The organism is Enterobacter sp. 4974935 (assembly GCF_058661735.1).
Map to the genome: position 1 here is coordinate 1,881,363 of NZ_JBZWGT010000003.1, position 25,813 is coordinate 1,907,175.

Sequence of the window (25,813 nt, forward strand, 5' to 3'; positions counted from 1 at the left end):
ATGAGCGCGCTTTTTCTGGCAATACCCCTGACAATTTTCGTGCTGTTTGTTCTGCCCATCTGGTTATGGCTGCACTACAGCAACCGCTCTTCTCGCGGGGAGCTGTCGCAAAGCGAGCAACAGCGGCTGGCGCAGCTCTCTTCTGAGGCAAACAAAATGCGCGAACGTATTCAGGCGCTGGAAGCCATCCTGGATGCGGAACACCCGAACTGGAGGGAGCGTTAATGGCTGGACTAAATCTGAATAAAAAACTGTGGCGCATCCCGCAGCAGGGCATGGTTCGGGGCGTTTGCGCCGGGCTGGCACACTATCTGGATGTCCCGGTAAAACTGGTACGTGTGGTCACTGTATTGTCGATTTTCTTTGGCCTGGCCTTTATTACACTGGTGGCTTACATCATTCTGTCGTTTGTACTTGATCCGATGCCGGAGGGTGAGCTGGATGCGGAAAACACGCCAACCAGCAGCGATCTTCTTAACGCGGTGGATGAACAGCTGAGCGCAGGGGAGAAGCGATTGCGCGAGATGGAACGTTATGTCACCTCCGATACCTTTACGCTGAGAAGTCGTTTCCGTCAGCTTTAAGAGAGAACTTACATGAAACAAAACTGGCAACAGGCCGGTCAGAAGGTAAAACCCGGCCTGAAAATCGCAGGTAAACTGGTTCTGATGACGGCGTTACGTTATGGTCCGGCTGGTGTGGCGGGCTGGGCGATCAAGTCTGTTGCCCGTAAGCCGGTCAGAATGTTGCTGGCGGTCGCCCTGGAGCCGTTGTTACAAAAACTGGCAAAACGCGTTTCACGTCGCTACTTTTCACGCTAATCCCGCTCATATAAGCCCTTTCTCGCGCTGAGAGAGGGCATGAATTCCCCCTCTGCTTTTTCTCTTTCTTTGCGGCAGCTCACATTACTGCGTTGCGCTGCTTTGAGAATGCCTTTTTCAGCCCCCAGGTCCGTTGACAGATATTTTTCATGGGAGTAGATTGCCACTCCGTGGGACCGCTACCATGGAAAATAATGTGAACGCAAAAATTAAATACCTTATCAATCATATTTACGGTGAATCATTTTCAGATGCACACCTTGACGTGTTATTAACTAAGCTTCAACAGGCGGCGGTTAATATTACGGAGAAGCGTAAGTCAGGCTGGGATGAAAAAGATGTTGTTCTGATTACCTATGCCGATCAGATCTCCGCGAAAGGGGAGAAAGCATTGCCGGTATTTACCCGGTTCTATAATGAGTGGCTTTCTCGTACTTTTTCTCATGTCCATCTTTTACCTTTCTATCCTTGGTCATCAGATGATGGTTTTTCCGTTATTGATTATCATACCGTTGCACCTGAAACGGGAAACTGGCGCGATGTCGCGGAATTAAAACAGTCAGCCAGCTTAATGTTTGATTTCGTTTGCAATCATATGTCAGCGAAAAGCGAATGGTTTGCTAATTATCTGGCGCAGAAGCCTGGTTATGAAGATTTCTTTATTTCTGTCGACCCGGAAACCGATTTATCCGCGGTGACGCGCCCACGCGCTCTACCGCTGTTGACGCCGTTTACGCTTAATGATGGCAGCGTTCGTCATTTATGGACTACATTCAGCGATGACCAGATCGATCTCAATTTCGCCTCGCCGCAGGTGCTGATTGCAATGGTTGACGTTCTGCTCCATTACCTCATGGAAGGGGCGCGTTATATCCGTCTGGATGCGGTCGGGTTTATGTGGAAAATCCCGGGAACAACCTGCATCCATCTGGAACAAACCCATTGCCTTATTCAGCTGTTCCGCGCCATTACGGACGCCGTGGCACCTGGAACGGTGATCATTACTGAGACAAATGTTCCGCACAAAGACAACATCTCTTACTTCGGTGATGGTGAAAACGAAGCCCAGATGGTCTATCAGTTTTCCTTACCTCCGCTGGTGCTGCATGCCGTTCATCGTCAGGATGTGAAAGCACTTTGCCAATGGGCGGGGTCGCTGGCACTGCCTTCTTCACACACTACATGGTTTAATTTCCTGGCCTCGCATGATGGTATCGGTTTGAATCCGCTGCGCGGCATTCTTCCGGAATCAGAGATCCTCTCGTTGGTCGAAAATCTTCAGCAGGAAGGCGCGCTGGTCAACTGGAAAAATAATCCTGACGGAACGCGAAGCCCTTATGAAATTAATGTCACCTATCTTGATGCGTTAAGTTTACAAGACAGTTCAGATGAGGAACGTATTGCACGGTTCCTCCTCGCGCATGCTGTGTTGTTAAGTTTCCCAGGCGTCCCGGCTGTTTATATTCAGAGCATTCTTGGTTCGCGGAACGATTATGAAGGCGTCGAACGCCTCGGATATAACCGCGCGATTAACCGGAAAAAATATACGGCGGGGCAGCTTGATAGCGAACTGAATAATAAGAAGAGTATTCGTTATCAAATTTATTCTCGTTTGAGTAAGTTTATCGCTATTCGTCGCGGCGAGAGGGCGTTCCATCCGGATAGTCAGGCTGTTTTCGACGCAGTGGGTAAACAAATTCTTAAAATTATTCGTGTTGCTGAAAATGGCGAGCGAATTACAGCATTATTTAATTTTAGCAATAAAATGCAGATCGTTTATGAACAAACGCTTTCTGGTAAGGAATTATTATCAGGACAGGATATTAGCGGTACGGAGCTGATCCTCAATCCATGGCAGGTAATGTGGATTAAAGAAAACTAAAAAGGACCCTAAAATGAAAATGCCAAAAATTGTGCTGTTATCAGCACTGGTTTCGTGCGCCCTGTTATCAGGCTGTAAGGACGATAAAGCATCTCAGGTCACCATTGAGTTTATGCACTCGTCGGTAGAACAGGAGCGTCAGGCCGTTATCACGAAATTGATTGAAAAATTCGAGAAAGAGAACCCGTCGATTACGGTGAAGCAGGTACCCGTTGAAGAAGATGCCTACAACACCAAGGTAATTACCCTGGCTCGTACCGGTGCGCTGCCGGAGGTGATTGAGATCAGCCATGACTACGCCAAAGTCATGGATAAAGAGCAGCTACTGGATCGTGACGCCATCGGCCGCGCCATCAAGGCGGTGGGCGAGGAGACATTTTACGACGGTATTTTACGCGTTGTTCGCACGGAAGATAGCAGGGCATGGACGGGGGTGCCGGTTAGCGCCTGGCTGTCCGGCGTCTGGTATCACAAAGATGCGCTCGCGGCAGCGGGGATCGAGGAACCGCACAACTGGGAACAACTGCTGAAAGCCAGTCAGGCGCTCAACGATCCGGCTAAAAAACATTACGGTATCGCGCTTCCAACCGCAGAAAGCGTCATGACGGAGCAGGCTTTCTCGCAGTTTGCTTTGTCAGGAGGGGCCAACGTCTTTGATGCAAACGGCAGCGTGAAAATCGATACCCCTGAGATGTCGAAAGCGCTGGAGTTTTATAGGGCACTGGCCGCGAACACCATGCCGGGCTCGAATGATGTCATGGAGATCAAAGACGCCTTCATGAACGGTTCTGCGCCTATGGCCGTTTACTCTACCTATATCCTGCCCGCGGTCTTCAAAGATGGCAATCCGGCCAACCTGGGGTTCGTTGTCCCGACGGAAAAATCATCAGCCGTGTACGGCATGATCACTTCGTTGACGATCACTACCGGCCAGACCGAAGAGGAAACGCAGGCCGCCGAGAAATTTGTCACCTGGATGGAGCAGGCTCAGAACGCCTCTGATTGGGTCATGATGTCTCCGGGCGCCGCGCTACCGGTCAATAAACTCGTGGTGGGCACAGATTCCTGGAAAAACAACGACGTTATCAAGGCCTTTGGTCAACTGCCTTACGAGCTGATTGCGCAGTTCCCGAACGTCCAGGTGTTTGGTGCCGTGGGCGACAAGAACTTTACCCGCATGGGAGATGTTACCGGGTCCGGCATTATCAGTTCCATGGTGCATAACGTGACGGTGGGACAAAAAGATCTCAGTGCGACGTTAAGCAACAGCCAGAAGAAACTGACTGACCTGATATCACAACGATAGGAGCGCTTTGCGAAGGGAATTATGAAGACGTTGTTTTCTGGTCGTTCAGATATGCCTTTCGCCATGCTGCTGTTGGCCCCCAGCCTGATTTTGCTGGGGGGCCTGGTGGCCTGGCCAATGATTTCTAACATTGAAATCAGTTTTTTACGTTTACCGCTGAATCCGCGTATTGATGCGGTGTTCGTCGGTCTGGATAACTACATTCGCATCCTGGGCGATGCTGCGTTCTGGCACTCCCTGTGGATGACGTTCTGGTATACGGCGCTGGTGGTGATCGGCAGCACCGGACTGGGGCTGGCCGTAGCGCTCTTCTTTAACCGTGAATTCCGCATGCGGAAAACGGCACGTTCACTGGTGATACTGTCCTATGTGACGCCGTCTATTTCACTGGTATTTGCCTGGAAATACATGTTCAACAACGGCTACGGAATTGTGAACTATCTTGGCGTTGATCTGCTGCATCTCTACGATCAGGCGCCGCTGTGGTTCGATAACCCTGGCAGCAGTTTTGTCCTGGTCGTGCTGTTCGCCATCTGGCGTTACTTCCCGTATGCCTTTATCTCGTTCCTCGCGATTCTACAGACCATTGATAAATCCTTGTACGAAGCGGCAGAGATGGACGGGGCGAATGCCTGGCAGCGTTTTCGTATCGTGACGTTGCCCGCCATCATGCCGGTGCTGGCCACGGTGGTCACGCTGCGCACCATCTGGATGTTCTACATGTTTGCGGATGTTTATCTGCTCACCACCAAGGTCGACATTCTGGGCGTATATCTCTACAAAACCGCCTTTGCGTTCAATGACCTGGGTAAAGCAGCCGCCATTTCCGTTGTGCTGTTTGTGATCATCTTCGCGGTCATTCTGCTGACCAGAAAAAGGGTAAACCTCAATGGCAACAAATAAACGCGTTCTGGGCCGTATCGGTTTTTATCTGGGACTGGCGCTATTTCTGATTATCACGCTGTTTCCGTTTTTTGTGATGTTGATGACGTCGTTCAAAAGCGCGAAAGAGGCGATCTCGCTGCACCCGACCATTCTGCCGCAGGAGTGGACGCTACAGCACTACATCGACATCTTTAACCCGCTGATTTTCCCGTTTGTGGATTACTTCCGTAACAGCATGGTGGTGTCGCTGACCTCCTCGGTCATTGCGGTGTTTCTCGGCACGCTGGGCGCGTATGCGTTATCCAAACTGCGCTTTAAAGGGCGCACGACGATCAATGCGAGCTTCTACACCGTCTATATGTTCTCCGGGATCCTGCTGGTGGTGCCGCTGTTCAAAATCATCACCGCGCTCGGCATTTATGACACCGAACTGGCGCTGATCATCACCATGGTAACGCAGACGTTGCCTACCGCGGTCTTTATGCTGCGCAGCTATTTCGACACCATCCCGGACGAAATCGAAGAAGCCGCGATGATGGACGGCCTGAACCGCCTGCAAATCATCTTCCGCATCACCGTGCCGCTGGCGATCTCGGGTCTGGTGTCAGTCTTCGTTTACTGCTTCATGGTGGCGTGGAATGACTACCTGTTCGCCTCCATTTTCCTGTCCAGCGCCAGCAACTTCACGTTGCCGGTGGGGCTGAACACGCTCTTCAGTACGCCAGATTACATCTGGGGTCGCATGATGGCGGCATCGCTGGTGACCGCACTGCCCGTTGTCATTATGTATGCCCTGTCTGAACGTTTTATTAAAAGTGGTTTGACCGCCGGCGGCGTAAAGGGCTGAGGCGGCCGATTTTAACAAGGAGTGAGTCATGAAAAAATTAGTTGCGACAGCGCCTCGTGTAGCGGCGCTGGTGGAATACGAAGATCGTCCTGTTGCAGCACATGAAGTGAAGATTCGTGCCCGTTATGGCGCCCCGAAACACGGCACCGAAGTTGTGGATTTCCGCGCGGCAAGCCCGTTCATTGATGAAGAGTTTAACGCCGAGTGGCAGATGTTTACCCCACGTGAAGAGGGGGCAGCACGCGGCATCGAATTTGGTAAATTCCAGCTGGGAAACATGATCGTCGGCGACATCATCGAATGTGGTGCGGACGTAACGGAATACCAGATCGGCGACAGCGTTTGCTGCTACGGTCCATTGCAGGAAACGGTCATCGTCAACGCGGTGAACAACTATAAGCTGCGCAAAATGCCGCAGGGCGCATCCTGGAAAAACGCCGTTTGTTACGATCCGGCTCAGTTCGCCATGAGCGGCGTGCGTGATGCTAACGTCCGCGTAGGGGATTTCGTTGTAGTTGTCGGGCTGGGCGCTATTGGCCAGATTGCGATTCAGCTGGCGAAAAAAGCTGGCGCGTCAGTGGTTATTGGTGTCGATCCTATTGAACATCGCTGTGAGATCGCCCGCCGTCACGGTGCAGACCACTGCCTGAACCCAATCGGTACCGATGTCGGTCTTGAAATTAAGAAACTGACCGGCAAGCAGGGCGCGGATGTGATCATCGAAACCAGCGGCTTTGCAGATGCGCTGCAATCTGCGCTGCGCGGACTCGCCTACGGCGGCACGATCTCTTACGTGGCTTTCGCCAAACCTTTTGCGGCAGGCTTCAACCTGGGCCGCGAAGCACACTTCAACAACGCGAAGATTGTCTTCTCCCGCGCATGCAGTGAACCCAACCCGGATTATCCACGCTGGAGTCGCAAGCGTATTGAAGAGACCTGCTGGGAATTGCTGATGAACGGTTATCTCAATTGTGAAGATCTGATCGACCCGGTCGTCACCTTCACCACCAGCCCGGAAAGCTACATGAAGTATGTCGATCAGCACCCGGAACTCAGTATCAAAATGGGCGTTACTTTTTAAGCTAAGGACAGCAAATCATGAAAATCGCAACACAAAACCAGGCCTTTTTCCCGACCACTATCATGGAAAAATTCAAATACATCAAAGCGATGGGATTTGATGGCTACGAAATAGATGGCCGGCTGCTGGTTGAACATCTCGACGAAGTGAAAGCCGCTATCAAAGCCACCGGTCTGCCGGTTACGACGGCGTGTGGCGGATACGATGGCTGGATCGGGGATTTCATCGAAGAACGCCGCCTGAACGGTCTCCAGCAGATTGAACGCATTCTGGAAGCGCTGGCAGAAGTGGGCGGCAAAGGGATTATCGTCCCGGCTGCCTGGGGGATGTTTACCTTCCGTCTGCCGCCAATGACTTCGCCACGTAGCCTGGATGGCGATCGCAAAGCGGTCAGCGCTTCCCTGCGCTGGCTGGATGAGGTAGCAGCGCGCACCGGTACTACCGTCTACCTGGAGCCGCTGAACCGCTATCAGGATCATATGATCAACACCCTGGCCGACGCGCGTCGTTATATCGAAGAGAACGGCCTGAAGCACGTGCAGATCATCGGTGATTTCTACCACATGAACATTGAAGAAGACTCACTGACGGAAGCGCTGCATCACAACCGCGACCTGCTGGGTCATGTGCACATTGCTGATAACCACCGCTATCAGCCGGGCAGCGGCAGCCTCGATTTCGCCAGCCTGTTCGGTCAGCTGCGTGCTGATAACTATCAGGGTTATGTGGTGTACGAGTGCCGGGTTCGTGCCGACGATCCGGCTCAAGCCTATCAGGACTCACTCAATTACCTGCGTGAATGCTAAGGATGACGAGCGTGATGAGTGCTTCTACACCTTTGCCTCTGCGCGTCGCCATCATTGGCGCCGGGCAGGTTGCAGACAAAGTGCATGCCTCGTATTACGCCACGCGCAGTGATGTTCAAATGGTGGCTGTCATGGACAGCCGCCTTGAGCAGGCACAGGCGTTCGCGGAACGTTATGCCATTCCATCGGCATGGCAGGACGCTCACGAGATGTTGCAGAAAGTAAAACCGGATGTGGTGAGCGTCTGTTCGCCTAACCGGTTCCATTTTGAACATGTGATGGCGGCTCTCGAAGCGGGTTGCCATGTGATGTGTGAAAAGCCGCCGGCAATGACGCCGGAACAGGCCGACCAGATGCGCATCGCGGCGCGCAAGGCAGGAAAAGTCCTTGCGTATGATTTTCATCATCGCTTTGCCCTGGACACCCAGCTCCTGCGCGATGCGGTAATGAACGGCACACTCGGTGAAATTTACTTCACTTCCGCGCAGGCGCTGCGTCGCTGCGGTGTGCCGGGGTGGGGCGTTTTCACCAATAAATCGCTCCAGGGTGGCGGGCCGCTTATCGATATCGGCATTCATATGCTGGATGCTGCGATGTACGTGTTGGGCTTCCCGGCTGTGAAGCGGGTAACCGCACACAGCTTCCAGAGACTGGGGAACCGGAAACACACCGGTCAGTTTGGCGAATGGGATCCTACGCAGTTTACCGTGGAAGATGCCCTGTTTGGCACGATTGAATTCTGCAACGGCGGCGTTCTGCGTCTGGACACCTCCTTTGCGCTTAACATCCGCGAGCAGTCCATCATGAACGTCTCTTTCTGCGGTGATAAGGCAGGCGCAACGCTGTTCCCGGCGCATATCTATAACGACGAAGCCGGTGTTTTAGAAACCCTTATCCATCGTGAAGAGGCGGACGATCAGCGCCATCTGCGCAGTATGGATGCCTTCGTGCGTCATGTGCTGGGAGAGCACGTTATGATCGCTGACGCAGAACAGGGTCTGGTTATACAACAGCTTGTTGCCGCGCTTTATGAATCAGCAGAAACAGGGGAAAGCGTGACATTATGCTGAACGTGTCTGTATTAAACGATCCGGGCTTTTGTCCTCACAGCCTGAACAAATATGCCTCTGTCATGACATGCGGGAATGGCTACATGGGCATTCGCGCTACGCATGAAGAAGATTACACCCAGCAGACCAGAGGCATGTATCTCGCGGGGCTTTATCATTGCGCGGGTCGCAACGAGACTACTGAGCTGGTCAATCTGCCGGATATCACCGGTATTGATGTTGAGCTTGATGGCGTCAATTTCACGCTCCTGTCAGGCGAAATTCTTGAATGGCAGCGCGAGCTGGCCTTTGCTAACGGCGAACTGCATCGCAACGTTGTCTGGCGTGCACCCGACGGGAAACGTTATCGGCTGGAGAGCCGTCGTTTTGTTTCGCTGGACCAGTTGCCCTTAGTGGCAATGCAGTTCTCGATCACACCGCTTGATGGCGACGCTCAGGCCGTGCTGAAAACCGGCATAGATGCGACACAAACGAACAGCGGCAGACAGCATCTGGATGAAATCTCGGTCAGGATCTTTGACCAGCACTACATGCAGGGCGTGTATGAAACGCAGGACCGTGCATCTGAGGTTGTGGTTTCGGCGTATTGCCAGCTCTCGACGAAAAGCGACAGCTGTTTCACCGCCAAAAACCGCCGTCTCAGCGTGCATCATTCGCTGACGATTGCTCGAGGTGACACTGTCACGCTTGAGAAGATCGTCTGGGTGGCTCATCGTAGCGAGAAAGCGCTGTCGCAGGAGTCATTCGCGCGCAACGCGCTGGCCGATCTTAAAGTCTGTGCGGCAAGAGGTTATGAGGCGTTGGTTGAAAGCTCAGCGTATGCCTGGAAAGATGTCTGGCGCGACGCACGTGTGGAAGTGACTTCCACAGAGCAACAGGATCAGCTGGCGCTGGATTACGCCGTCTGGCATCTGACGACAATGACGCCTGCTCATGATGAGCGAAGCAGTATTGCGGCGAAAGGGCTGACGGGTGAGGGGTACAAGGGGCACGTCTTCTGGGATACCGAAATTTTCCTGCTGCCGTTCCATCTGTTTACCCGCCCGCAGATTGCCCGCAGCCTGCTACGCTATCGTTGGCTTAATCTGGCAGGCGCACGGGAAAAAGCGCGCCGTAACGGTTGGCCGGGTGCATTGTTCCCGTGGGAAAGTGCGGCCAGCGGACAGGAAGAGACGCCAGAATTCGCGGCAATCAACATCCGCACCGGGGTTCGCCAGAAGGTGGCTTCCGCACTCGCTGAACATCACATCGTGGCTGATATCGCCTGGGCCGTGGTCGCTTACTGGCAGGCAACACACGACGATGCCTTTATGCGGAATGAGGGGCTGACGCTACTGATGGAAACCGCTTCGTTCTGGATGGGACGCGCGACGGAAATCAATGGTCGTCTTGAGATCCATGACGTGATCGGACCGGATGAATACACCGAGCATGTCAACAACAACGCCTACACCAACTATCTGGCCTGGCACAACGTTGCCTGCGCGCGTCAGTTTATGGCGATGTTTGGCCGTGAAGATGCGCGTTTTACGGAGAATGCCGGGAAGTTCCTGGCGCGCCTGTGGCTGCCAGAGGCCGACGCAGACGGTGTAATCCCGCAGGATGATACCTTCATGGCAAAACCTGCCATCGATCTGAGCCGCTATAAAGCCAAAGCGGGTAAGCAAACCATTCTGCTTGATTACTCTCGCGCGGAAGTGAACGAGATGCAGATCCTGAAGCAGGCCGATGTGGTGATGCTTAACTACCTGCTGCCGGAACGGTTTACGCCGCAGCAATGTGCCGCCAATCTGGCGTTCTACGAGCCACGCACGATTCATGATTCATCCCTGAGTAAAGCCATTCACGGCATTGTGCTCGCACGCTGCGGTGACACCGAGGGGGCGTATGCCTTCTGGCGTGACGGTATCGCCATCGATCTGGGGGACGACCCACACAGCAGTGATGAGGGTATTCATGCCGCCGCCACCGGTGCGATCTGGTTGGGCGCTATTCAGGGGTTTGCTGGCCTGCACATTAGCGAAGGGGAGCTGCATCTTGCACCGAAACTGCCTGTTCACTGGCAGAAACTCGCCTTCCCGCTGCGGTGGCGGGACGCAACAATGCACATTACCTGTGAAAATGACCAGTTAACCATTGAGACTACCACACCTGTCACGTTGACGCTGTGGGGTAAAACGCTGCACGTATCAGGGCGAAAAGTCTGCGCGCATAAGGACTTTCTTGCACCTGTTAATGGGACCGCTACCACGGAGGGGCGCCATGACGCTTAACGCTGTTGTATTCGATCTGGACGGGGTGATCACCGATACCGCGCATCTTCACTTTCTGGCCTGGCGCGCCGTGGCGGAGGAGATTGGTATTACCTTCGATGAAGTATTTAACGAACAGCTGAAGGGAATAAGCCGTATGGACTCCCTCCAGCGCATTCTGAAACATGGCGGGAAAGAGGGGATGTTTAGTGACGAGCAGCGCCTGGCGCTGGCAACGAAAAAAAACGCGCTTTACGTCCAGTCGCTGGCATCACTGACGCAGGATTCGCTGCTCCCGGGTATTCGCGACGTGCTGGCGGATATTCGCGCCGCGAAGGTCAAAATTGGGCTGGCATCCGTATCGCTTAATGCCCCTGGGATTTTGCACGCGTTGGGTATTTATCAGGCTTTCGATTTTTGCGCCGATGCTTCGCGCATTTGCCGCTCAAAGCCGGACCCGGAGATCTTCCTTGCAGCCTGTAAAGGACTGAACGTGCGTCCTGAAGAGGCCATTGGTATCGAAGATGCCGCCGCAGGGGTAGATGCGATCAACGCTGCAGGAATGCTGTCGGTCGGGATTGGGCCTGGCCTGAACCATGCGGGATTACAACTTCATTCAACGCAGGAACTGACCTGGGAACGCCTGACGGCGTTCTGGGCATCCCGGGCGTATTGATAAGGAATTAATAATGGCTCAACTGTCTCTGAAACACATTCAGAAAATCTATGATAACCAGGTCCACGTGGTTAAGGATTTCAATCTCGAGATTGAAGATAAAGAATTTATCGTCTTCGTCGGTCCATCGGGCTGTGGGAAATCCACGACGTTGCGAATGATCGCCGGCCTTGAGGAGATCAGCGCAGGTGAACTGATTATTGACGGGGTTTGCATGAATGATGTTCCCGCCAAGTCCCGTGATATCGCAATGGTCTTCCAGAACTATGCGCTCTATCCGCATATGACGGTCTACGACAACATGGCGTTTGGCCTGAAGATGCAAAAAATAGCACCTTCCATCATCGAAGAACGTGTTAGCTGGGCGGCCCAGATCCTGGGTTTACGCGACTATCTCCAGCGTAAACCTGGCGCATTGTCAGGTGGTCAGCGTCAGCGCGTGGCGTTAGGCAGGGCGATAGTGCGTGAAGCAGGGGTCTTCCTGATGGATGAACCGCTGTCAAACCTCGATGCCAAGCTTCGTGTACAGATGCGCGCTGAAATCAGCAAGCTGCACCAGAAGCTCAACACCACCATGATTTACGTGACGCACGATCAGACGGAAGCCATGACGATGGCGACCCGTATTGTGATTTTAAAAGACGGCATCATTCAGCAGGTGGGCGCGCCGAAGCAGGTTTACAACGAGCCGGCGAATATGTTCGTTGCAGGCTTTATTGGTTCACCTGCGATGAACTTCATTCGTGGCGCGATCGATGACCGATACTTCGTGACGGAAACGCTGCGTCTGGAGATCCCGGAGGAGAAGCTGGCCGTACTGAATGCGCAAGGTTACCAGCGCAAAGCGGTCGTCTTTGGGATCCGTCCGGAAGACATTCTCACGCTACAGCGCAGCGGTGAAAATATCGCGGCGAAGATCAGCGTCGCTGAGCTGACTGGGGCAGAATTTATGCTTTATGCCAACGTGGGCGGGCATGAACTGGTTGTCCGTGCGGGAGCGGCGGATGATTACGTTGCAGGAGATAATATCGGCATCCAGTTCGATATGAGTAAGTGCCATTTCTTCGATGCTGATACTGAAGCAGCTATTAGATAAGAAAGGTATTCGCCGGAAATGAAAGTTTCCGGTTTTTTTGTATGTTAATTATAAAGGAATATTTTAATGAGTACTCTACTAAGAAGTGCTGCGCTCGTTCTGTGCGCAGGGGTAAGCTGCGCGCAAGCAACAGAGTCAACCAAACAGTGGGAATTTAATATTGGTGCCATGTATGAAATTGAAAACGTCGAAGGTCAGGGCGACGATAAAGATGGATTATATGAACCTTCCGTGTGGTTTAACGCCACGTATGATGCGTGGACAATTTCACTGGCGATGTATCAGGAAGGCCCGGTTGATTACAGCAGCATGACGCGCGGCACCTATTTCGATCGTCCTGAATTTGAATTACGGTATCGCTTCATTGGCACAGAGGATTTTACGCTGGGTCTTACGGGCGGTTTCCGTAATTATGGATATCATTTTAAAGATGAGCACGGTGCGAAAGACGGTAGTGCTAATATGCAGCGCTATAAAATTCAGCCTGACTGGGATGTGAAATTAACAGATGACTGGCGTTTTGGCGGTTGGTTTGCCATGTACCAGTTTGCGAATGACCTTGGAAAAACCGGTTATTCTGACAGCCGCGTCGAAACGGAAACCGGATTTACCTGGACAATAAACGAAACCGTCTCTGCAAAAGTTAACTACTATTTAGAGCGTGGCTTCAATATGGACAGTTCACGTAATAACGGTGAATTCTCCACCCAGGAGATTCGTGCCTACCTGCCTGTTTCATTAGGCCAGACAACGCTTACACCTTACACCCGTCTGGGGCTCGATCGCTGGTCAAACTGGGACTGGCAGGACGATCCAACTCGTGAAGGGCATGACTTCAACCGACTGGGTCTGCTCTATGCTTATGACTTTGCGAATGGCCTTTCCATGACGCTCGAGTATGCCTACGAATGGGAAAATCATGACGAAGGCGAGAGCGACCGCTTCCACTATGCGGGTGTCGGCGTCAATTACGCGTTCTGATGACGTTATACCAGGGGCGTTTGCCCCTGGTTTTTAGCGTAACGAAGCTGCATCTGAAAAATGTGTTTCAACCAATACCTTATGCGGCGCAGGTTTATCCGCAATGCACCTGAACAGCAAATCGCAGCTCTCTTCGCCCAGCTTTTTCGTGGGGATATCAAAGCCGCCTGGTGCAGGGGTTAAAATGAGAGATAGCATCGGGTCGCTGTATCCTGCCATTGCGACCTGTTCCGGGATCGCCAGATTTAGCGCATCCGCGGCACGATAAAGACTCAGCAATTTCATGCTGTCAGTCGCAAAAACCGCATCGGGCGGGTTGTCTGAGGAGAGGAGCTGGCAGGCCGCCTGAAGCGCGCTTTCATGGGTATAGCCGCCATCGATAACCCAGGTCGGGTTAATTTCGATACCGTGTTTCTCAAGGCTGAATTTATAACCCGCCAGGCGATCGATAGAGACGTGATAATCGAGCGGGGCATGTAGACAGGCAATTTTGGTGCGGCCATGCGTGATAAACGAGTCTGTTAATATGGCGCTGTCGCGGAAATTATCCGTGTCGACAGAATAGATATTCTGGTAATTTCCTTCCACTTTACCAATGACGACCACGGGCACACCGTATTCATCCAGCGTCGAGAAAAACGACTCGTTCGCCGGCGAGCTTAGCATGATGATGCCTTTGATCATCTTCTGCTTTATTTTACCCACGCATTTTTGCAGATCATCTTCACTGCTTTTGGACGTTTGTAAAATAACATCAAAACCTTCTTCTTCTGCTTTTGCCGTTATGGCATGCAGTACATCTGAGAAAAAGGGATTTCCTGCAGTGGTCTTGGTTGAGCGGGTCGAAATAACCATAATGGCGTCGAAGCCAGAAGAGGTGAGTGCGCGGGCAAGTTTATTAGGTTGGTAATTTAACTCATCTATCGCCTTCAACACCTTTTCACGCGCTTCAGGAGAAATATTCGTTTGTTTATTCAGAACGCGTGACACGGTTGATTTCGAAACGCCAGCAACGCGGGCAATATCATAGATGGTGGGTGACATACACCTTACTCACTCCAGACGGACAGCAATTGCGTCCATCTTACTGGAGAGAAAACGGCAATAGCAATAATTAAGAATTGATAATCAACGATCTGCCCCAATTTACTGTATTCTGAAGTGACTTTGTTCAGGGTTCCAGACAATGAAGGACGGCAATGAAGCGACTTAAAAACGAATTCAATTCTCTGGTGAACCGTGGCGTTGATCGCCATCTGCGTCTTGCCGTTACCGGGCTGAGCCGCAGCGGTAAGACGGCATTCATTACGGCGATGGTCAATCAGCTGTTGAACCTGCATGCTGGGGCGCGCCTGCCACTGCTTAGCGCGGTGCGCGAGGAGCGATTGTTAGGCGTAAAACGCGTACCGCAACGTGATTTTGGCATCCCCCGTTTCACCTATGATGAAGGTCTGGCACAGTTATACGGGGGGCCTCCCGCCTGGCCCACCCCGACGCGTGGCGTGAGCGAAATTCGCCTTGCGCTTCGTTTTCGCTCGAATGAATCCCTGATGCGTCACTTCAAAGAAACGTCCACGCTGTATCTCGAAATTGTGGATTATCCGGGAGAATGGCTGCTCGATTTACCGATGCTGGCGCAGGATTACCTGAGCTGGTCCCGACAGATGACCGGTCTGTTGCAGGGGCAGCGGGCAGAGTGGTCGACCAAATGGCGCCAGCTTTGCGAAGGGCTGGATCCGCTGGCGCCGGCGGATGAAAACCGTCTGGCCGTCATAGCCCAAGCCTGGACGGATTACCTGCATCAGTGCAAGCAGGAAGGGCTGCATTTTATTCAGCCGGGCCGTTTTGTTCTGCCGGGAGATCTAGCCGGTGCTCCCGCGCTACAGTTTTTCCCGTGGCCGGACGTTGACCGCATCGGCGAATCGAAGCTGGCACAGGCAGACAAGACCACTAACGCCGGTATGCTCCGCGAGCGATACAATTATTACTGTGAGAAGGTGGTTAAGGGTTTTTATAAAAATCATTTTTTACGCTTTGACCGCCAGATCGTGCTGGTGGACTGCCTGCAACCCCTCAACAGCGGGCCGCAGGCGTTCAATGATATGCGGCTGGCGCTGACGCAGCTGATGCAAAGTTTTCATTATGGCCAGCGTACGCTGTTTCGCCGTTTATTCTCGCCGGTCATCGACAAGCTGCTGTTTGCCGCCACAAAAGCTGATCATGTGACGGTCGATCAGCACGCCAACATGGTATCCCTGCTGCAACAGCTGGTGCAGGATGCCTGGCAGAACGCGGCGTTCGAAGGGATTAGTATGGATTGTCTGGGTCTGGCGTCCGTACAGGCTACGCAGAGTGGGTTGATTGACGTGAATGGCGAGAAAATTCCGGCCCTGCGGGGCAACCGACTCAGCGACGGTGAGCCGCTCACGGTCTATCCGGGCGAAGTTCCCCCGCGTTTGCCGGGCCAGGCTTTCTGGCAAAGCCAGGGTTTTCAGTTCGAAGACTTCCGTCCGCAGAGCATGAACGTTGACCAGCCATTGCCGCATATCCGTCTGGATGCCGCGCTGGAGTTTTTAATTGGAGATAAATTGCGATGACGGAACCGTTAAAACCCCGCATTGATTTTACCGGCCAGCTTGAGCAGTCCCCGCATGAGGCGTTTAAAACAGCGCAAACCTTCAGCGGTCCGCAGGCCGACAACTTTGCTCCCGTGCTGGCAGAGGAGCCGTTGGTTGAAGAGGGGCAGGCGGAAGCGGTCGTTGATGCGGCACTGCGCCCGAAACGCAGCCTGTGGCGTAAGATGGTGACCGCCGGGTTAGCCCTTTTTGGTGTGAGCGTAATTGGTCAGGGTGTGCAGTGGGGCGTCAATGCCTGGCAAACCCAGGACTGGGTAGCGCTGGGGGGATGCGCCGCTGGGGCGTTGATCGTTGGTGCGGGCGTCGGCTCGGTCGTGACCGAGTGGCGTCGCCTCTGGCGTCTGCGTCAGCGTGCGCACGAACGCGATGAAGCGCGGGATCTGCTGCACAGTCACGGCACCGGAAAAGGGCGTGCTTTTTGTGAAAAGCTTGCGGCTCAGGCCGGGATAGATCACTCTCACCCGGCGCTTCAGCGCTGGTATGCGGCGATCCACGAAACCCAGAATGACCAGGAAGTGGTCACGCTCTATGCGCACATTGTTCAGCCGGTACTGGATGCGCAGGCTCGTCGTGAGATCAGCCGCTCGGCGGCGGAATCCACCCTGATGATTGCCGTCAGTCCGCTGGCGATGGTGGACATGGCCTTTATCGCCTGGCGCAACCTGCGCCTCATCAACCGCATCGCCAGACTGTATGGCATTGAGCTTGGCTATTACAGCCGACTGCGCCTGTTCAAACTGGTGTTGCTGAATATCGCCTTCGCCGGGGCAAGCGAACTGGTGCGGGAGGTCGGGATGGACTGGATGTCGCAGGATCTTGCGGCGCGTCTCTCTGCCCGGGCGGCGCAGGGGATTGGTGCCGGTCTGCTGACGGCACGCTTAGGAATCAAAGCGATGGAGGTTTGTCGTCCACTCCCCTGGATCGATGGCGATAAGCCGCGGCTGGGGGATTTCCGTCGCGAATTGATTGGTCAGCTTAAAGAGACGCTCAATAAAAAACCTGCTCAGTGAGGTTTCGTTTACTAATCGTGCGGGCTGTCAATATTTGTTGACAGCCACCTTCCCGAATACCGTGATCTGACATATCATTTTACTGTTATTGGCTTAAACGGTGAATTTCCCATGCGTCTGGAAGTCTTTTGTGAGGACCGTCTCGGTCTGACCCGCGAGTTACTCGATCTTCTTGTTTTACGTAGCATTGATTTACGTGGCATAGAGATCGACCCTGTCGGGCGAATTTACCTCAATTTTGCCGAAATTGAATTTAATACCTTCAGTAGCCTGATGGCCGAAATCCGCCGTATCGCTGGCGTTACGGATGTACGCACCATCCCCTGGATGCCATCCGAGCGGGAACACCTTGCGCTGAGCGCACTGCTGGAAGCAATGCCGGAGCCGTTTCTCTCTCTCGATCTGAAAAACAAAGTCGAGCGCGTTAACCAGGCCAGTTGCCAGCTGTTTGCGCAGACTCAGGAAAAGCTTATCGGTCATCACGCCACGCAATTGATCCCAGGTTTTAATTTCCAGCGCTGGCTGGACAGCAACCCGCAAAATACCCATAGCGAGCACGTCGTCATCAATGGACAGAATTTCCTGATGGAGATCACGCCGGTCTACCTGAAAGGGGAAAATGCCGCGCGGGTGCTCACCGGCGCGGTAATCATGCTGCGCTCCACGGTGCGCATGGGACGCCAGTTACAGAACCTTTCCAGCCAGGACGTCGGCGCATTCAGCCAGATTATTGCGGTGAGCCCGAAGATGCGTCACGTGCTCGACCAGGCGCGTAAGCTGGCAAATCTTACGGCACCGCTGCTGATTACCGGGGATACCGGTACGGGGAAAGATCTGCTGGCGCATGCTGTGCATATGGCCAGCCCGCGTGCGGCAAAACCGTATCTGGCGCTGAACTGCGCGTCTATTCCTGAAGATGCGGTGGAAAGTGAACTGTTCGGGCATGCGCCGGAAGGCAAAAAAGGCTTCTTTGAACAGGCGAATGGCGGCTCGGTGTTGCTGGACGAGATTGGTGAAATGTCGCCACGCATGCAGGCGAAACTGCTGCGTTTTCTCAATGACGGCACGTTCCGCCGCGTGGGGGAAGATCATGAAGTGCACGTGGATGTACGCGTCATCTGCGCCACCCAGAAAAACCTGGTGGAGCTGGTGCAGAAAGGGGTATTCCGCGAAGATCTCTACTATCGTCTCAACGTTCTGACGCTTAATATTCCGCCGCTGCGCGATTGCCCGCAGGACATCATGCCGTTGACGGAACTCTTCGTCGCCCGTTTTGCCGACGAGCAGGGCGTGCCGCGTCCGAAGCTCTCTGCCGACCTGGGTACCGTGCTGACGCGTTACGGCTGGCCGGGCAATATTCGTCAGCTAAAAAATGCGGTCTATCGCGCATTAACTCAGCTTGAAGGGTATGAACTGCGTCCTCAGGATATTCTGTTGCCGGATTACGATGCCGGGACGGTCTCGGTAGGCGAAGAGGCAATGGAAGGCTCGCTGGATGACATCACCAGCCGTTTCGAGCGTTCGGTGTTAACGCAGCTTTATCGCAGCTATCCGAGCACGCGCAAGCTGGCTAAACGTCTTGGGGTGTCACATACCGCGATTGCGAATAAGCTGCGCGAGTATGGGTTAAATCAGAAGAAGGGTGACGAATAAATAAAAAAGCCTCTTTGCAGAGGCTTTTTTACGTTTAGGCTTTAAGTGCCTCAAGTGCAGCGGTGTAATCCGGTTCGGTAGTGATTTCGTTAACCAGCTCACTGAAAACAACGTTGTCGTTTTCATCGATCACCAGCACTGCACGAGCAGCCAGACCTTTCAGCGCGCCTTCGGAAATGGCAACACCGTATTTTTCCAGGAAATCCGGGCTGCGCAGAGTGGAAAGGGTGATGACGTTGCTCAGGCCTTCAGCGCCGCAGAAACGGGACTGGGCAAACGGCAGGTCAGCAGAAATGCACAGCACTACGGTGTTGTCCATTTCGGTCGCCAGCTGGTTGAATTTACGCACTGATGCAGCACAAACGCCAGTATCGATGCTTGGGAAAATGTTCAGGACTTTACGTTTGCCAGCAAACTGGCTCAGCGTGACGTCAGACAGATCTTTAGCCACCAGAGTAAAAGGCTGTGCTTTGCTGCCAGACTGTGGGATGGAACCTGCAACAGCAACCGGGTTGCCCTGGAAATGAACGAGTTGTGACATAGATATCTTCCTGTTTACAAATAGTTAACGTCGTGGCTAGTGTATGTCATCCGCAGTTAGCACGGCAAACCAATTTTCTGCCTTTCCGGCCTGCAAGGAGTCAGTGATGAGAAGCGTTAAGGTCTATGAAGAAGCCTGGCCATTGCACACCCCGTTTGTGATCTCGCGCGGCAGCCGTAATGAGGCCTGCGTGGTCGTGGTTGAATGTGAAGAGGACGGCGTAAAAGGCGTCGGGGAATGTACCCCTTATCCTCGCTACGGAGAAAGCCTGGCGTCAGTCATGGCGCAAATTATGACGGTGGTGCCCGAGTTGCAGGCGGGCCTGACGCGCGAGGCTCTTCAGCAGAGGTTGCCGGCCGGCGCGGCACGTAACGCGATTGACTGCGCACTCTGGAGTCTGGAAGCGGCGAAACAACAAAAACCGCTACCTGCGCTGCTGGACGTTACGCTGCCGCAATCGATCGTCACCGCGCAAACGGTGGTCATTGGTGAACCAGAGCAAATGGCCGCCAGCGCTCGGGCGTTGTATGCCACCGGTGCAACCTTATTAAAGGTGAAGCTCGACGATCGTCTGATTAGCGAACGCATGGTCGCCATTCGTGCGGCGGTACCTGATGCCACCCTTATCGTCGATGCGAACGAATCATGGCACAGCGAAGGGCTGGCAGCCCGTTGTCAGCTGCTTGCCGATCTGGGCGTTGCCATGCTGGAGCAGCCTCTCCCGGCAGAAGACGATGCCGCGCTGGCGAATTTTATTCATCCGCTTCCCGTCTGTGCAGACGAAAGCTGTCATACCCGTGAGAACCTGTCAGCCCTCAAGGGCCGCTACGAGATGGTGAACATCAAGCTGGATAAAACGGGTGGGTTAACCGAGGCCCTGGCACTGGCACAAGATGCCCAGGCGCAAGGCTTTTCCCTGATGCTGGGCTGTATGTTGTGCACGTCCAGAGCGATCGGTGCTGCACTCCCGCTGGTGAACAGCGTGCGTTTTGCCGATCTGGATGGCCCAACCTGGCTGGCGGTTGACGTTTCACCCGCCCTGAGTTTTACCTCCGGCGTACTTCATCTTTGAGGCTGCCAGCGCAGAAGATCTGTCATCGCTCTGAGGTATTTTTCACTCGCTTCATCCGAGGAAATAGGCGGAAACTCTGCGGTGATACAGTGAAGACTGAGGTCCGCGCACCAGCTGCCAAACGACCCGGGCGTTTCATACCCGACGCTGGTTACCAGAGGTAGAGCAAACGCATCCGCCAGCCACTGCCCGAGCGCTGTATGACGAGGATCTTCAATACAGGCGAGGGGATCGTGGAAAGAGACAACCCAGGCCGGGTGGATCTTATGAATAAGCTGACACAGCGCCTGGGTTTCGGGCTCGGAACCCGGTTTTTCTCCCGTAAGCAGGACCACATCTCGTTCCTGCGCCGAACTGTTCCAGCGATACACCGTTTCACCGGCACGCCAGTTTGCTGCCGGAAAGTTCCTGTTAAGGTCAACGCCTCGTGCATTCGCCCGTAATCCAAGCTGGCATCCGTCCGGGTTGACGGTCAAAATCACATGATGTCGTCGTAAATCGGGGGCCAGCGTACGTAGCGCGCACGAAAGCGTCACGATGGACGAGTTTTCATCGCCATGTGTGCCCGCAATGATTAAGCCGCTAGTGCGATCGGGCTCGGGAGCCGGAAACCAGATCAGTGGAGCGCCTAAAAATGAGCGGCCATAATGTTCAGTCCCGGGCGGGAAGGCGCCGCGTTCCGTTCTTGGTCGGGTGGTTGCCATAATAAACCCTGATGATGAAGTCGCTTCTGGCAGTGTTGTGCAAAACCCGCGCTTAATCAAATAGTTTCCGTCTGTGTGTAAAATTGCCTGACATCAACTTTCCTGAGGAAGCATTTGCATTTCTCCGTTTCGAAACAAATAATTACGCATCTGCCTGTTACCTGACATCATTAAGGGGATCGTATGAAGCATCCTGTTTCGCTTCTTTGTACTGCGCTGTGGCTGTGCGGGTTTTCTTCACTTTCATATGCCGCGGAGGTTCCCAGGGGAACGGTGCTGGCGCAAAAGCAGGAGCTGGTTCGACACATTAAAGATGAACCCGCCTCGCTCGATCCGGCAAAAGCGGTGGGTTTACCCGAGATACAGGTGATCCGCGACCTTTATGAAGGGCTGGTGAATCAGAACGAAAAAGGGGAGCTGGTTCCCGGCGTGGCGACGCGCTGGCAGAGCAACGATAACCGTGTCTGGACGTTTACGTTGCGGGATAACGCGAAGTGGTCTGACGGTACCCCTGTGACGGCACAAGATTTTGTCTACAGCTGGCGTCGTCTGGTTGATCCTAAAACTACGTCACCTTTCGCCTGGTTTGCAGCGCTGGCGGGTATTAATAATGCGCAGGCCATTATCGATGGTAAAGCTGCACCGGAAAAGCTCGGCGTGACGGCAGTCGATGCTAAAACGCTGCGCGTGCAGCTGGATAAACCGCTGCCATGGTTCAGCAACCTCACGGCTAGCTTTGCGTTCTATCCTGTTCAAAAGGCAAACGTGGAAAGCGGTAAAGAATGGACGCGCCCTGGCGCGCTCATCGGCAACGGTGCGTATGTGCTGAAAGATCGCGTGGTGAATGAAAAACTGGTGGTTGAGCCGAATACTCACTACTGGGATAACGCCAACACGGTGCTTAAAAAAGTCACCTTTGTGCCAATCGACCAGGAGTCCTCAGCGACCAAACGCTACCTGGCGGGCGATATCGATATTACAGAATCGTTTCCGAAAAACATGTACCAGAAGCTGCTTAAAGATATTCCGGGACAGGTTTATACACCGCCACAGCTTGGGACCTATTACTACGCGTTTAACACACAAAAAGGCCCAACTGCGGATGCCCGCGTACGTCTGGCGCTCAGCATGACTATCGACAGACGTATTATGGCTGAAAAAGTCCTGGGAACCGGTGAGAAACCGGCCTGGCATTTCACTCCCGATGTCACTGCCGGTTTTACACCGGAAATCTCGCCATTTGAGCAGATGTCGCAGCAGGAGCTAAATGCTCAGGCGAAAACGTTATTACAGGCGGCAGGCTATGGTCCCCAGCGCCCGCTGAAATTAACGCTGCTGTACAACACGTCTGAAAACCACCAGAAAATCGCCATTGCCGTCGCATCTATGTGGAAGAAAAATCTGGGTGTTGACGTTAAGTTGCAGAATCAGGAATGGAAGACCTACATCGACAGCCGCAATACCGGGAATTTCGACGTGATCCGTGCGTCGTGGGTAGGGGATTATAATGAGCCGTCGACATTCCTGTCGCTGCTGACGTCCTCTCACACCGGCAACATCTCACGGTTCAACGACCCTGCTTACGATAAGATTATTCATCAGGCGACGCTCGAAACCACTGAAAAAGCGCGTAATGCAGACTACAACATGGCCGAGAAGATCCTCGCCGAGAAAGCGCCGATAGCCCCTATTTATCAATACACCAATGGCCGCCTCATTAAGCCCTGGGTTAAAGGGTATCCGATAAATAACCCAGAGGATGTTGCGTACAGTCGTACAATGTATATTGAAAAGCATTAAAAAAACAGGAAAGGCGCTTAAGTGGTTTTGGCAAATAGCCGTACATCGCTTAAGCGCCTGAACTCACGGTTCATGGTACCTACAGGCTAGTTATTATCAAAATTCCTTTCATAAAAAATCATTTATTCTTTTGATGAATGCTTCGAACGACATCTCTTTTCCAGTTTATTGAAAAGCGTGCAAGCATTTATACATCCTCCATGTAATAGCTTAATTCCTGCTATTTAAAACCTGACTTTTGTCCGATTTAGGATTTTTCCATATTCAGGAGGTTTATTGAATAAGATGATATGTCTCTGCGATTTTGCAGCTGATGCTTAAATCAGCATTGATATAAATCAATTATTCAACGACAGGTGGCAATGAATTCAATATTCTCTATCAAGGCAGACGTTCCTGCTAATCTATTGTGAATAAATGGTTAATACTTTCTGCGTGCCACTTATATCTGGAATTTATAAATACTACTGATTAGTGGAAAATTCTTAAGAAAAATCCATATACAGATCTTTGATCTGAAAAGTTGATCATGAATGGGCTTTTGCTCTAATATGGTTTTGTAAAGACCCGTCACTCACTTAACTCGTATTTCTTGCAAAGAAAGGGACTGCTATGGCCGATTCATTTCAGAATGAGGTGCCCAAGGCACGCATAAATTTAAAACTGGCGCTGCATACAGGCGGCGCGCAGAAGAAAGTCGAACTGCCGCTTAAACTTCTCACTGTCGGTGATTTCAGTAATGGAAAAGAGAATCGTCCATTGTCCGAAAGGAAGAAAATCAACGTCAACAAAAATAACTTTAATAGCGTACTTTCGGAATTTAACCCGGAGGTTAATCTGACGGTGCCTAACACCATGGCTGTCGATGGTTCGGAGGAAAGTATAAAACTGAATTTCTCCGATATTAAGGATTTCGAACCTGAACAGGTTGCCCGCCAGATCCCCCAGCTCCGCGCCATGCTGGCCATGCGTAATTTATTACGCGACCTCAAATCCAATCTTCTTGATAACGCCACTTTCAGAAAAGAACTCGAGAAAATTCTTAAAGACCCAGCGCTGTCTCAGGAATTACGCGACGAAATGAGTGCACTGGCCCCGAAATAAGCGGCATGTGTAATTTAATGGATTAACCGGGAATATGCTGATGTCTGTGAATAGTGAAACCGCCTCCGCGCAGGGGCAGACCATCGTACTGGAAAAAGAGGGCGTTTACGCCTCCCTGTTTGAAAAAATCAACCTGACTCCGGCCTCGAGCCTGGGTGATATCAATGCGTTTCTGGATGATGCCGCGCTTTCTGACGCGCCGGCGGGTGAACGCCTGACGGCGGCGATGCAGGTGTTTATGGACTGCATCCGCAAATCCGGTCAGCCCGTGGAGAAGCTCGACAAAACGCTGATTGACCACCATATCGCCGAACTGGATTTCCAGATTAGCCGTCAGCTGGATGCCGTAATGCATCACCAGGCGTTCCAGAAAGTGGAATCCCTCTGGCGCGGCCTGAAGCAGCTGGTGGACAACACCGACTACCGCCAGAATGTGAAAACCGAGATTCTGGACGTCTCCAAGGACGACCTGCGCCAGGATTTTGAGGATGCACCGGAACTGATCCAGAGCGGCCTCTACTGGCACACCTATACCGCCGAATACGACACCCCGGGCGGCGAGCCGATTGGCTCAGTGATTTCATCCTATGAATTTGACGCCAGTCCGCAGGATGTGGCGCTGCTGCGCAACATCTCGAAAGTGTCTGCCGCCGCACATATGCCGTTTATTGGCTCTGTCGGGCCGAAATTCTTCCTGAAAGACTCTATGGAAGAGGTTGCTGCGATTAAGGATATCGGCAACTACTTCGACCGCGCTGAATACATCAAGTGGAAATCCTTCCGCGATACTGACGACGCCCGCTACATCGGCCTCGTGATGCCGCGCGTGCTGGGGCGTCTGCCGTATGGCCCGGACACCGTACCGGTGCGCAGCTTTAACTACGTTGAGCAGGTGAAAGGCCCGGATCACGAGAAATACCTGTGGACCAGCGCGTCGTTCTCCTTCGCGTCAAACATGGTGAAGAGCTTCATCAATAACGGCTGGTGCGTGCAGATCCGTGGCCCGCAGGCGGGCGGGGCGGTGAAAGATCTGCCTATTCATCTGTACGATTTGGGTACCGGCAACCAGGTGAAAATCCCGTCTGAGGTGATGATCCCGGAGACCCGCGAGTTTGAGTTTGCCAACCTCGGCTTTATTCCGCTCTCGTATTACAAAAACCGCGACTATGCCTGCTTCTTCTCGGCGAACTCCGCGCAGAAACCGGCGCTGTACGACACCGCAGATGCCACGGCCAACAGCCGCATCAATGCCCGTCTGCCGTACATCTTCCTGCTGTCGCGTATTGCGCACTATCTGAAGCTCATCCAGCGCGAGAACATCGGCACCACCAAGGACCGCCGTCTGCTGGAGCTGGAGCTGAATACCTGGGTGCGTAGTCTGGTGACGGAAATGACCGATCCGGGCGATGAGTTGCAGGCTTCTCATCCGCTGCGTGACGCGAAGGTGGTGGTGGAAGATATCGAAGACAACCCGGGCTTCTTCCGCGTGAAGCTGTTTGCGGTGCCGCACTTCCAGGTGGAAGGCATGGATGTGAACCTTTCTCTGGTGAGCCAGATGCCGAAAGCGAAAGCGTAACGTAAGGCAGGAAG

At 53.1% G+C, this 25,813-nt stretch carries 24 protein-coding genes; 21 read left to right on the plus strand and 3 right to left on the minus strand.

The annotated features are described in order from the left end of the window. From pspB to AC4OVS_RS10250, 14 genes are all read left to right on the plus strand, one after another. Positions 1 to 225, plus strand: coding sequence for an envelope stress response membrane protein PspB (pspB, locus tag AC4OVS_RS10185; protein WP_022648304.1), 225 nt, complete (start codon positions 1 to 3; stop codon positions 223 to 225). Further along, entirely contained in the window at positions 225 to 584 is a 360-nt protein-coding gene (gene pspC / locus AC4OVS_RS10190) for an envelope stress response membrane protein PspC (RefSeq protein WP_006810819.1), read from the plus strand. Before pspB ends, pspC begins: the two co-directional genes overlap by 1 nt. A 12-nt stretch (positions 585 to 596) precedes the next feature. Then, complete coding sequence (pspD, locus tag AC4OVS_RS10195) at positions 597 to 821, plus strand: phage shock protein PspD (protein ID WP_006810818.1); 225 nt, start codon at positions 597 to 599, stop codon at positions 819 to 821. Between the two features lie 184 nt (positions 822 to 1,005). Then, entirely contained in the window at positions 1,006 to 2,703 is a 1,698-nt protein-coding gene (locus AC4OVS_RS10200) for a sugar phosphorylase (RefSeq protein ID WP_192970020.1), read from the plus strand. A 13-nt stretch (positions 2,704 to 2,716) separates the two neighbouring features. Next, entirely contained in the window at positions 2,717 to 4,009 is a 1,293-nt protein-coding gene (locus AC4OVS_RS10205; protein WP_192970019.1) for an ABC transporter substrate-binding protein, read from the plus strand. A 21-nt stretch (positions 4,010 to 4,030) separates the two neighbouring features. Further along, on the plus strand, positions 4,031 to 4,912 hold the full coding sequence (locus tag AC4OVS_RS10210) for a carbohydrate ABC transporter permease (RefSeq protein ID WP_154051333.1): 882 nt from the start codon (positions 4,031 to 4,033) through the stop codon (positions 4,910 to 4,912). Beyond that, positions 4,899 to 5,741 (plus strand): carbohydrate ABC transporter permease, encoded by an 843-nt coding sequence (locus AC4OVS_RS10215; RefSeq protein ID WP_015570402.1) that lies wholly within the window; start codon positions 4,899 to 4,901, stop codon positions 5,739 to 5,741. Before AC4OVS_RS10210 ends, AC4OVS_RS10215 begins: the two co-directional genes overlap by 14 nt. A gap of 28 nt (positions 5,742 to 5,769) precedes the next feature. Beyond that, positions 5,770 to 6,822 (plus strand): D-guloside 3-dehydrogenase, encoded by a 1,053-nt coding sequence (ycjQ, locus tag AC4OVS_RS10220; protein WP_015570403.1) that lies wholly within the window; start codon positions 5,770 to 5,772, stop codon positions 6,820 to 6,822. Positions 6,823 to 6,839: 17 nt separating this feature from the next. Continuing rightward, on the plus strand, positions 6,840 to 7,628 hold the full coding sequence (gene ycjR / locus AC4OVS_RS10225) for a 3-dehydro-D-guloside 4-epimerase (protein WP_023300245.1): 789 nt from the start codon (positions 6,840 to 6,842) through the stop codon (positions 7,626 to 7,628). 11 nt (positions 7,629 to 7,639) lie between these two features. After that, the gene (gene ycjS, locus AC4OVS_RS10230; RefSeq protein WP_088581801.1) at positions 7,640 to 8,698 is read left to right on the plus strand and encodes a D-glucoside 3-dehydrogenase; all 1,059 of its coding nucleotides are present in this window, start codon (positions 7,640 to 7,642) and stop codon (positions 8,696 to 8,698) included. Continuing rightward, the gene (locus AC4OVS_RS10235; RefSeq protein WP_491922358.1) at positions 8,692 to 10,971 is read left to right on the plus strand and encodes a glycoside hydrolase family 65 protein; all 2,280 of its coding nucleotides are present in this window, start codon (positions 8,692 to 8,694) and stop codon (positions 10,969 to 10,971) included. Before ycjS ends, AC4OVS_RS10235 begins: the two co-directional genes overlap by 7 nt. After that, positions 10,961 to 11,626, plus strand: coding sequence for a beta-phosphoglucomutase (gene pgmB, locus AC4OVS_RS10240; protein WP_154849619.1), 666 nt, complete (start codon positions 10,961 to 10,963; stop codon positions 11,624 to 11,626). The genes AC4OVS_RS10235 and pgmB overlap by 11 nt, the downstream gene beginning before the upstream one ends. 13 nt (positions 11,627 to 11,639) lie before the next feature. Further along, on the plus strand, positions 11,640 to 12,722 hold the full coding sequence (locus AC4OVS_RS10245) for an ABC transporter ATP-binding protein (RefSeq protein ID WP_022648294.1): 1,083 nt from the start codon (positions 11,640 to 11,642) through the stop codon (positions 12,720 to 12,722). A gap of 66 nt (positions 12,723 to 12,788) precedes the next feature. Further along, the gene (locus AC4OVS_RS10250; RefSeq protein ID WP_023300241.1) at positions 12,789 to 13,703 is read left to right on the plus strand and encodes an OmpG family monomeric porin; all 915 of its coding nucleotides are present in this window, start codon (positions 12,789 to 12,791) and stop codon (positions 13,701 to 13,703) included. Between the two features lie 33 nt (positions 13,704 to 13,736). Here AC4OVS_RS10250 and AC4OVS_RS10255 read toward each other — a convergent pair whose 3' ends face one another. After that, a complete protein-coding gene (locus tag AC4OVS_RS10255) occupies positions 13,737 to 14,747 on the minus strand; it encodes a LacI family DNA-binding transcriptional regulator (RefSeq protein WP_022648292.1) in 1,011 nt (336 codons plus the stop codon). A 155-nt stretch (positions 14,748 to 14,902) separates the two neighbouring features. Here AC4OVS_RS10255 and AC4OVS_RS10260 point away from each other — a divergent pair, with 155 nt between their 5' ends. The 3 genes from AC4OVS_RS10260 to tyrR all read left to right on the plus strand — a co-directional run bounded on the left by AC4OVS_RS10260 (position 14,903) and on the right by tyrR (position 19,002). Further along, positions 14,903 to 16,300, plus strand: coding sequence for a YcjX family GTP-binding protein (locus tag AC4OVS_RS10260; RefSeq protein ID WP_491922359.1), 1,398 nt, complete (start codon positions 14,903 to 14,905; stop codon positions 16,298 to 16,300). After that, positions 16,297 to 17,349: a YcjF family protein gene (locus AC4OVS_RS10265; RefSeq protein ID WP_023306373.1), complete on the plus strand. Its 1,053-nt coding sequence runs from the start codon at positions 16,297 to 16,299 to the stop codon at positions 17,347 to 17,349. The genes AC4OVS_RS10260 and AC4OVS_RS10265 overlap by 4 nt, the downstream gene beginning before the upstream one ends. Positions 17,350 to 17,460: 111 nt before the next feature. Continuing rightward, a complete protein-coding gene (gene tyrR, locus AC4OVS_RS10270) occupies positions 17,461 to 19,002 on the plus strand; it encodes a transcriptional regulator TyrR (RefSeq protein WP_023300239.1) in 1,542 nt (513 codons plus the stop codon). A 34-nt stretch (positions 19,003 to 19,036) separates the two neighbouring features. Here tyrR and tpx read toward each other — a convergent pair whose 3' ends face one another. Then, complete coding sequence (gene tpx, locus AC4OVS_RS10275; RefSeq protein WP_003856889.1) at positions 19,037 to 19,543, minus strand: thiol peroxidase; 507 nt, start codon at positions 19,541 to 19,543, stop codon at positions 19,037 to 19,039. 106 nt (positions 19,544 to 19,649) lie between these two features. On the opposite strand from tpx, the gene ycjG reads away from it, so the two are divergent. After that, positions 19,650 to 20,615 (plus strand): L-Ala-D/L-Glu epimerase, encoded by a 966-nt coding sequence (gene ycjG / locus AC4OVS_RS10280; protein WP_491922360.1) that lies wholly within the window; start codon positions 19,650 to 19,652, stop codon positions 20,613 to 20,615. Here the strand turns inward: ycjG and mpaA are convergent. Further along, positions 20,606 to 21,319, minus strand: coding sequence for a murein tripeptide amidase MpaA (gene mpaA, locus AC4OVS_RS10285; protein WP_022648287.1), 714 nt, complete (start codon positions 21,317 to 21,319; stop codon positions 20,606 to 20,608). The genes ycjG and mpaA overlap by 10 nt on opposite strands. A 183-nt stretch (positions 21,320 to 21,502) precedes the next feature. Here mpaA and AC4OVS_RS10290 point away from each other — a divergent pair, with 183 nt between their 5' ends. The 3 genes from AC4OVS_RS10290 (at position 21,503) to tssC (ending at position 25,799) form a co-directional block, all read left to right on the plus strand. Then, complete coding sequence (locus AC4OVS_RS10290) at positions 21,503 to 23,119, plus strand: peptide ABC transporter substrate-binding protein (protein WP_491922361.1); 1,617 nt, start codon at positions 21,503 to 21,505, stop codon at positions 23,117 to 23,119. A gap of 612 nt (positions 23,120 to 23,731) precedes the next feature. Next, positions 23,732 to 24,223, plus strand: coding sequence for a type VI secretion system contractile sheath small subunit (gene tssB, locus AC4OVS_RS10295; RefSeq protein ID WP_023300236.1), 492 nt, complete (start codon positions 23,732 to 23,734; stop codon positions 24,221 to 24,223). 34 nt (positions 24,224 to 24,257) lie between these two features. Further along, entirely contained in the window at positions 24,258 to 25,799 is a 1,542-nt protein-coding gene (gene tssC / locus AC4OVS_RS10300; protein ID WP_072202206.1) for a type VI secretion system contractile sheath large subunit, read from the plus strand. The last annotated feature ends 14 nt before the right edge of the window (positions 25,800 to 25,813 follow it).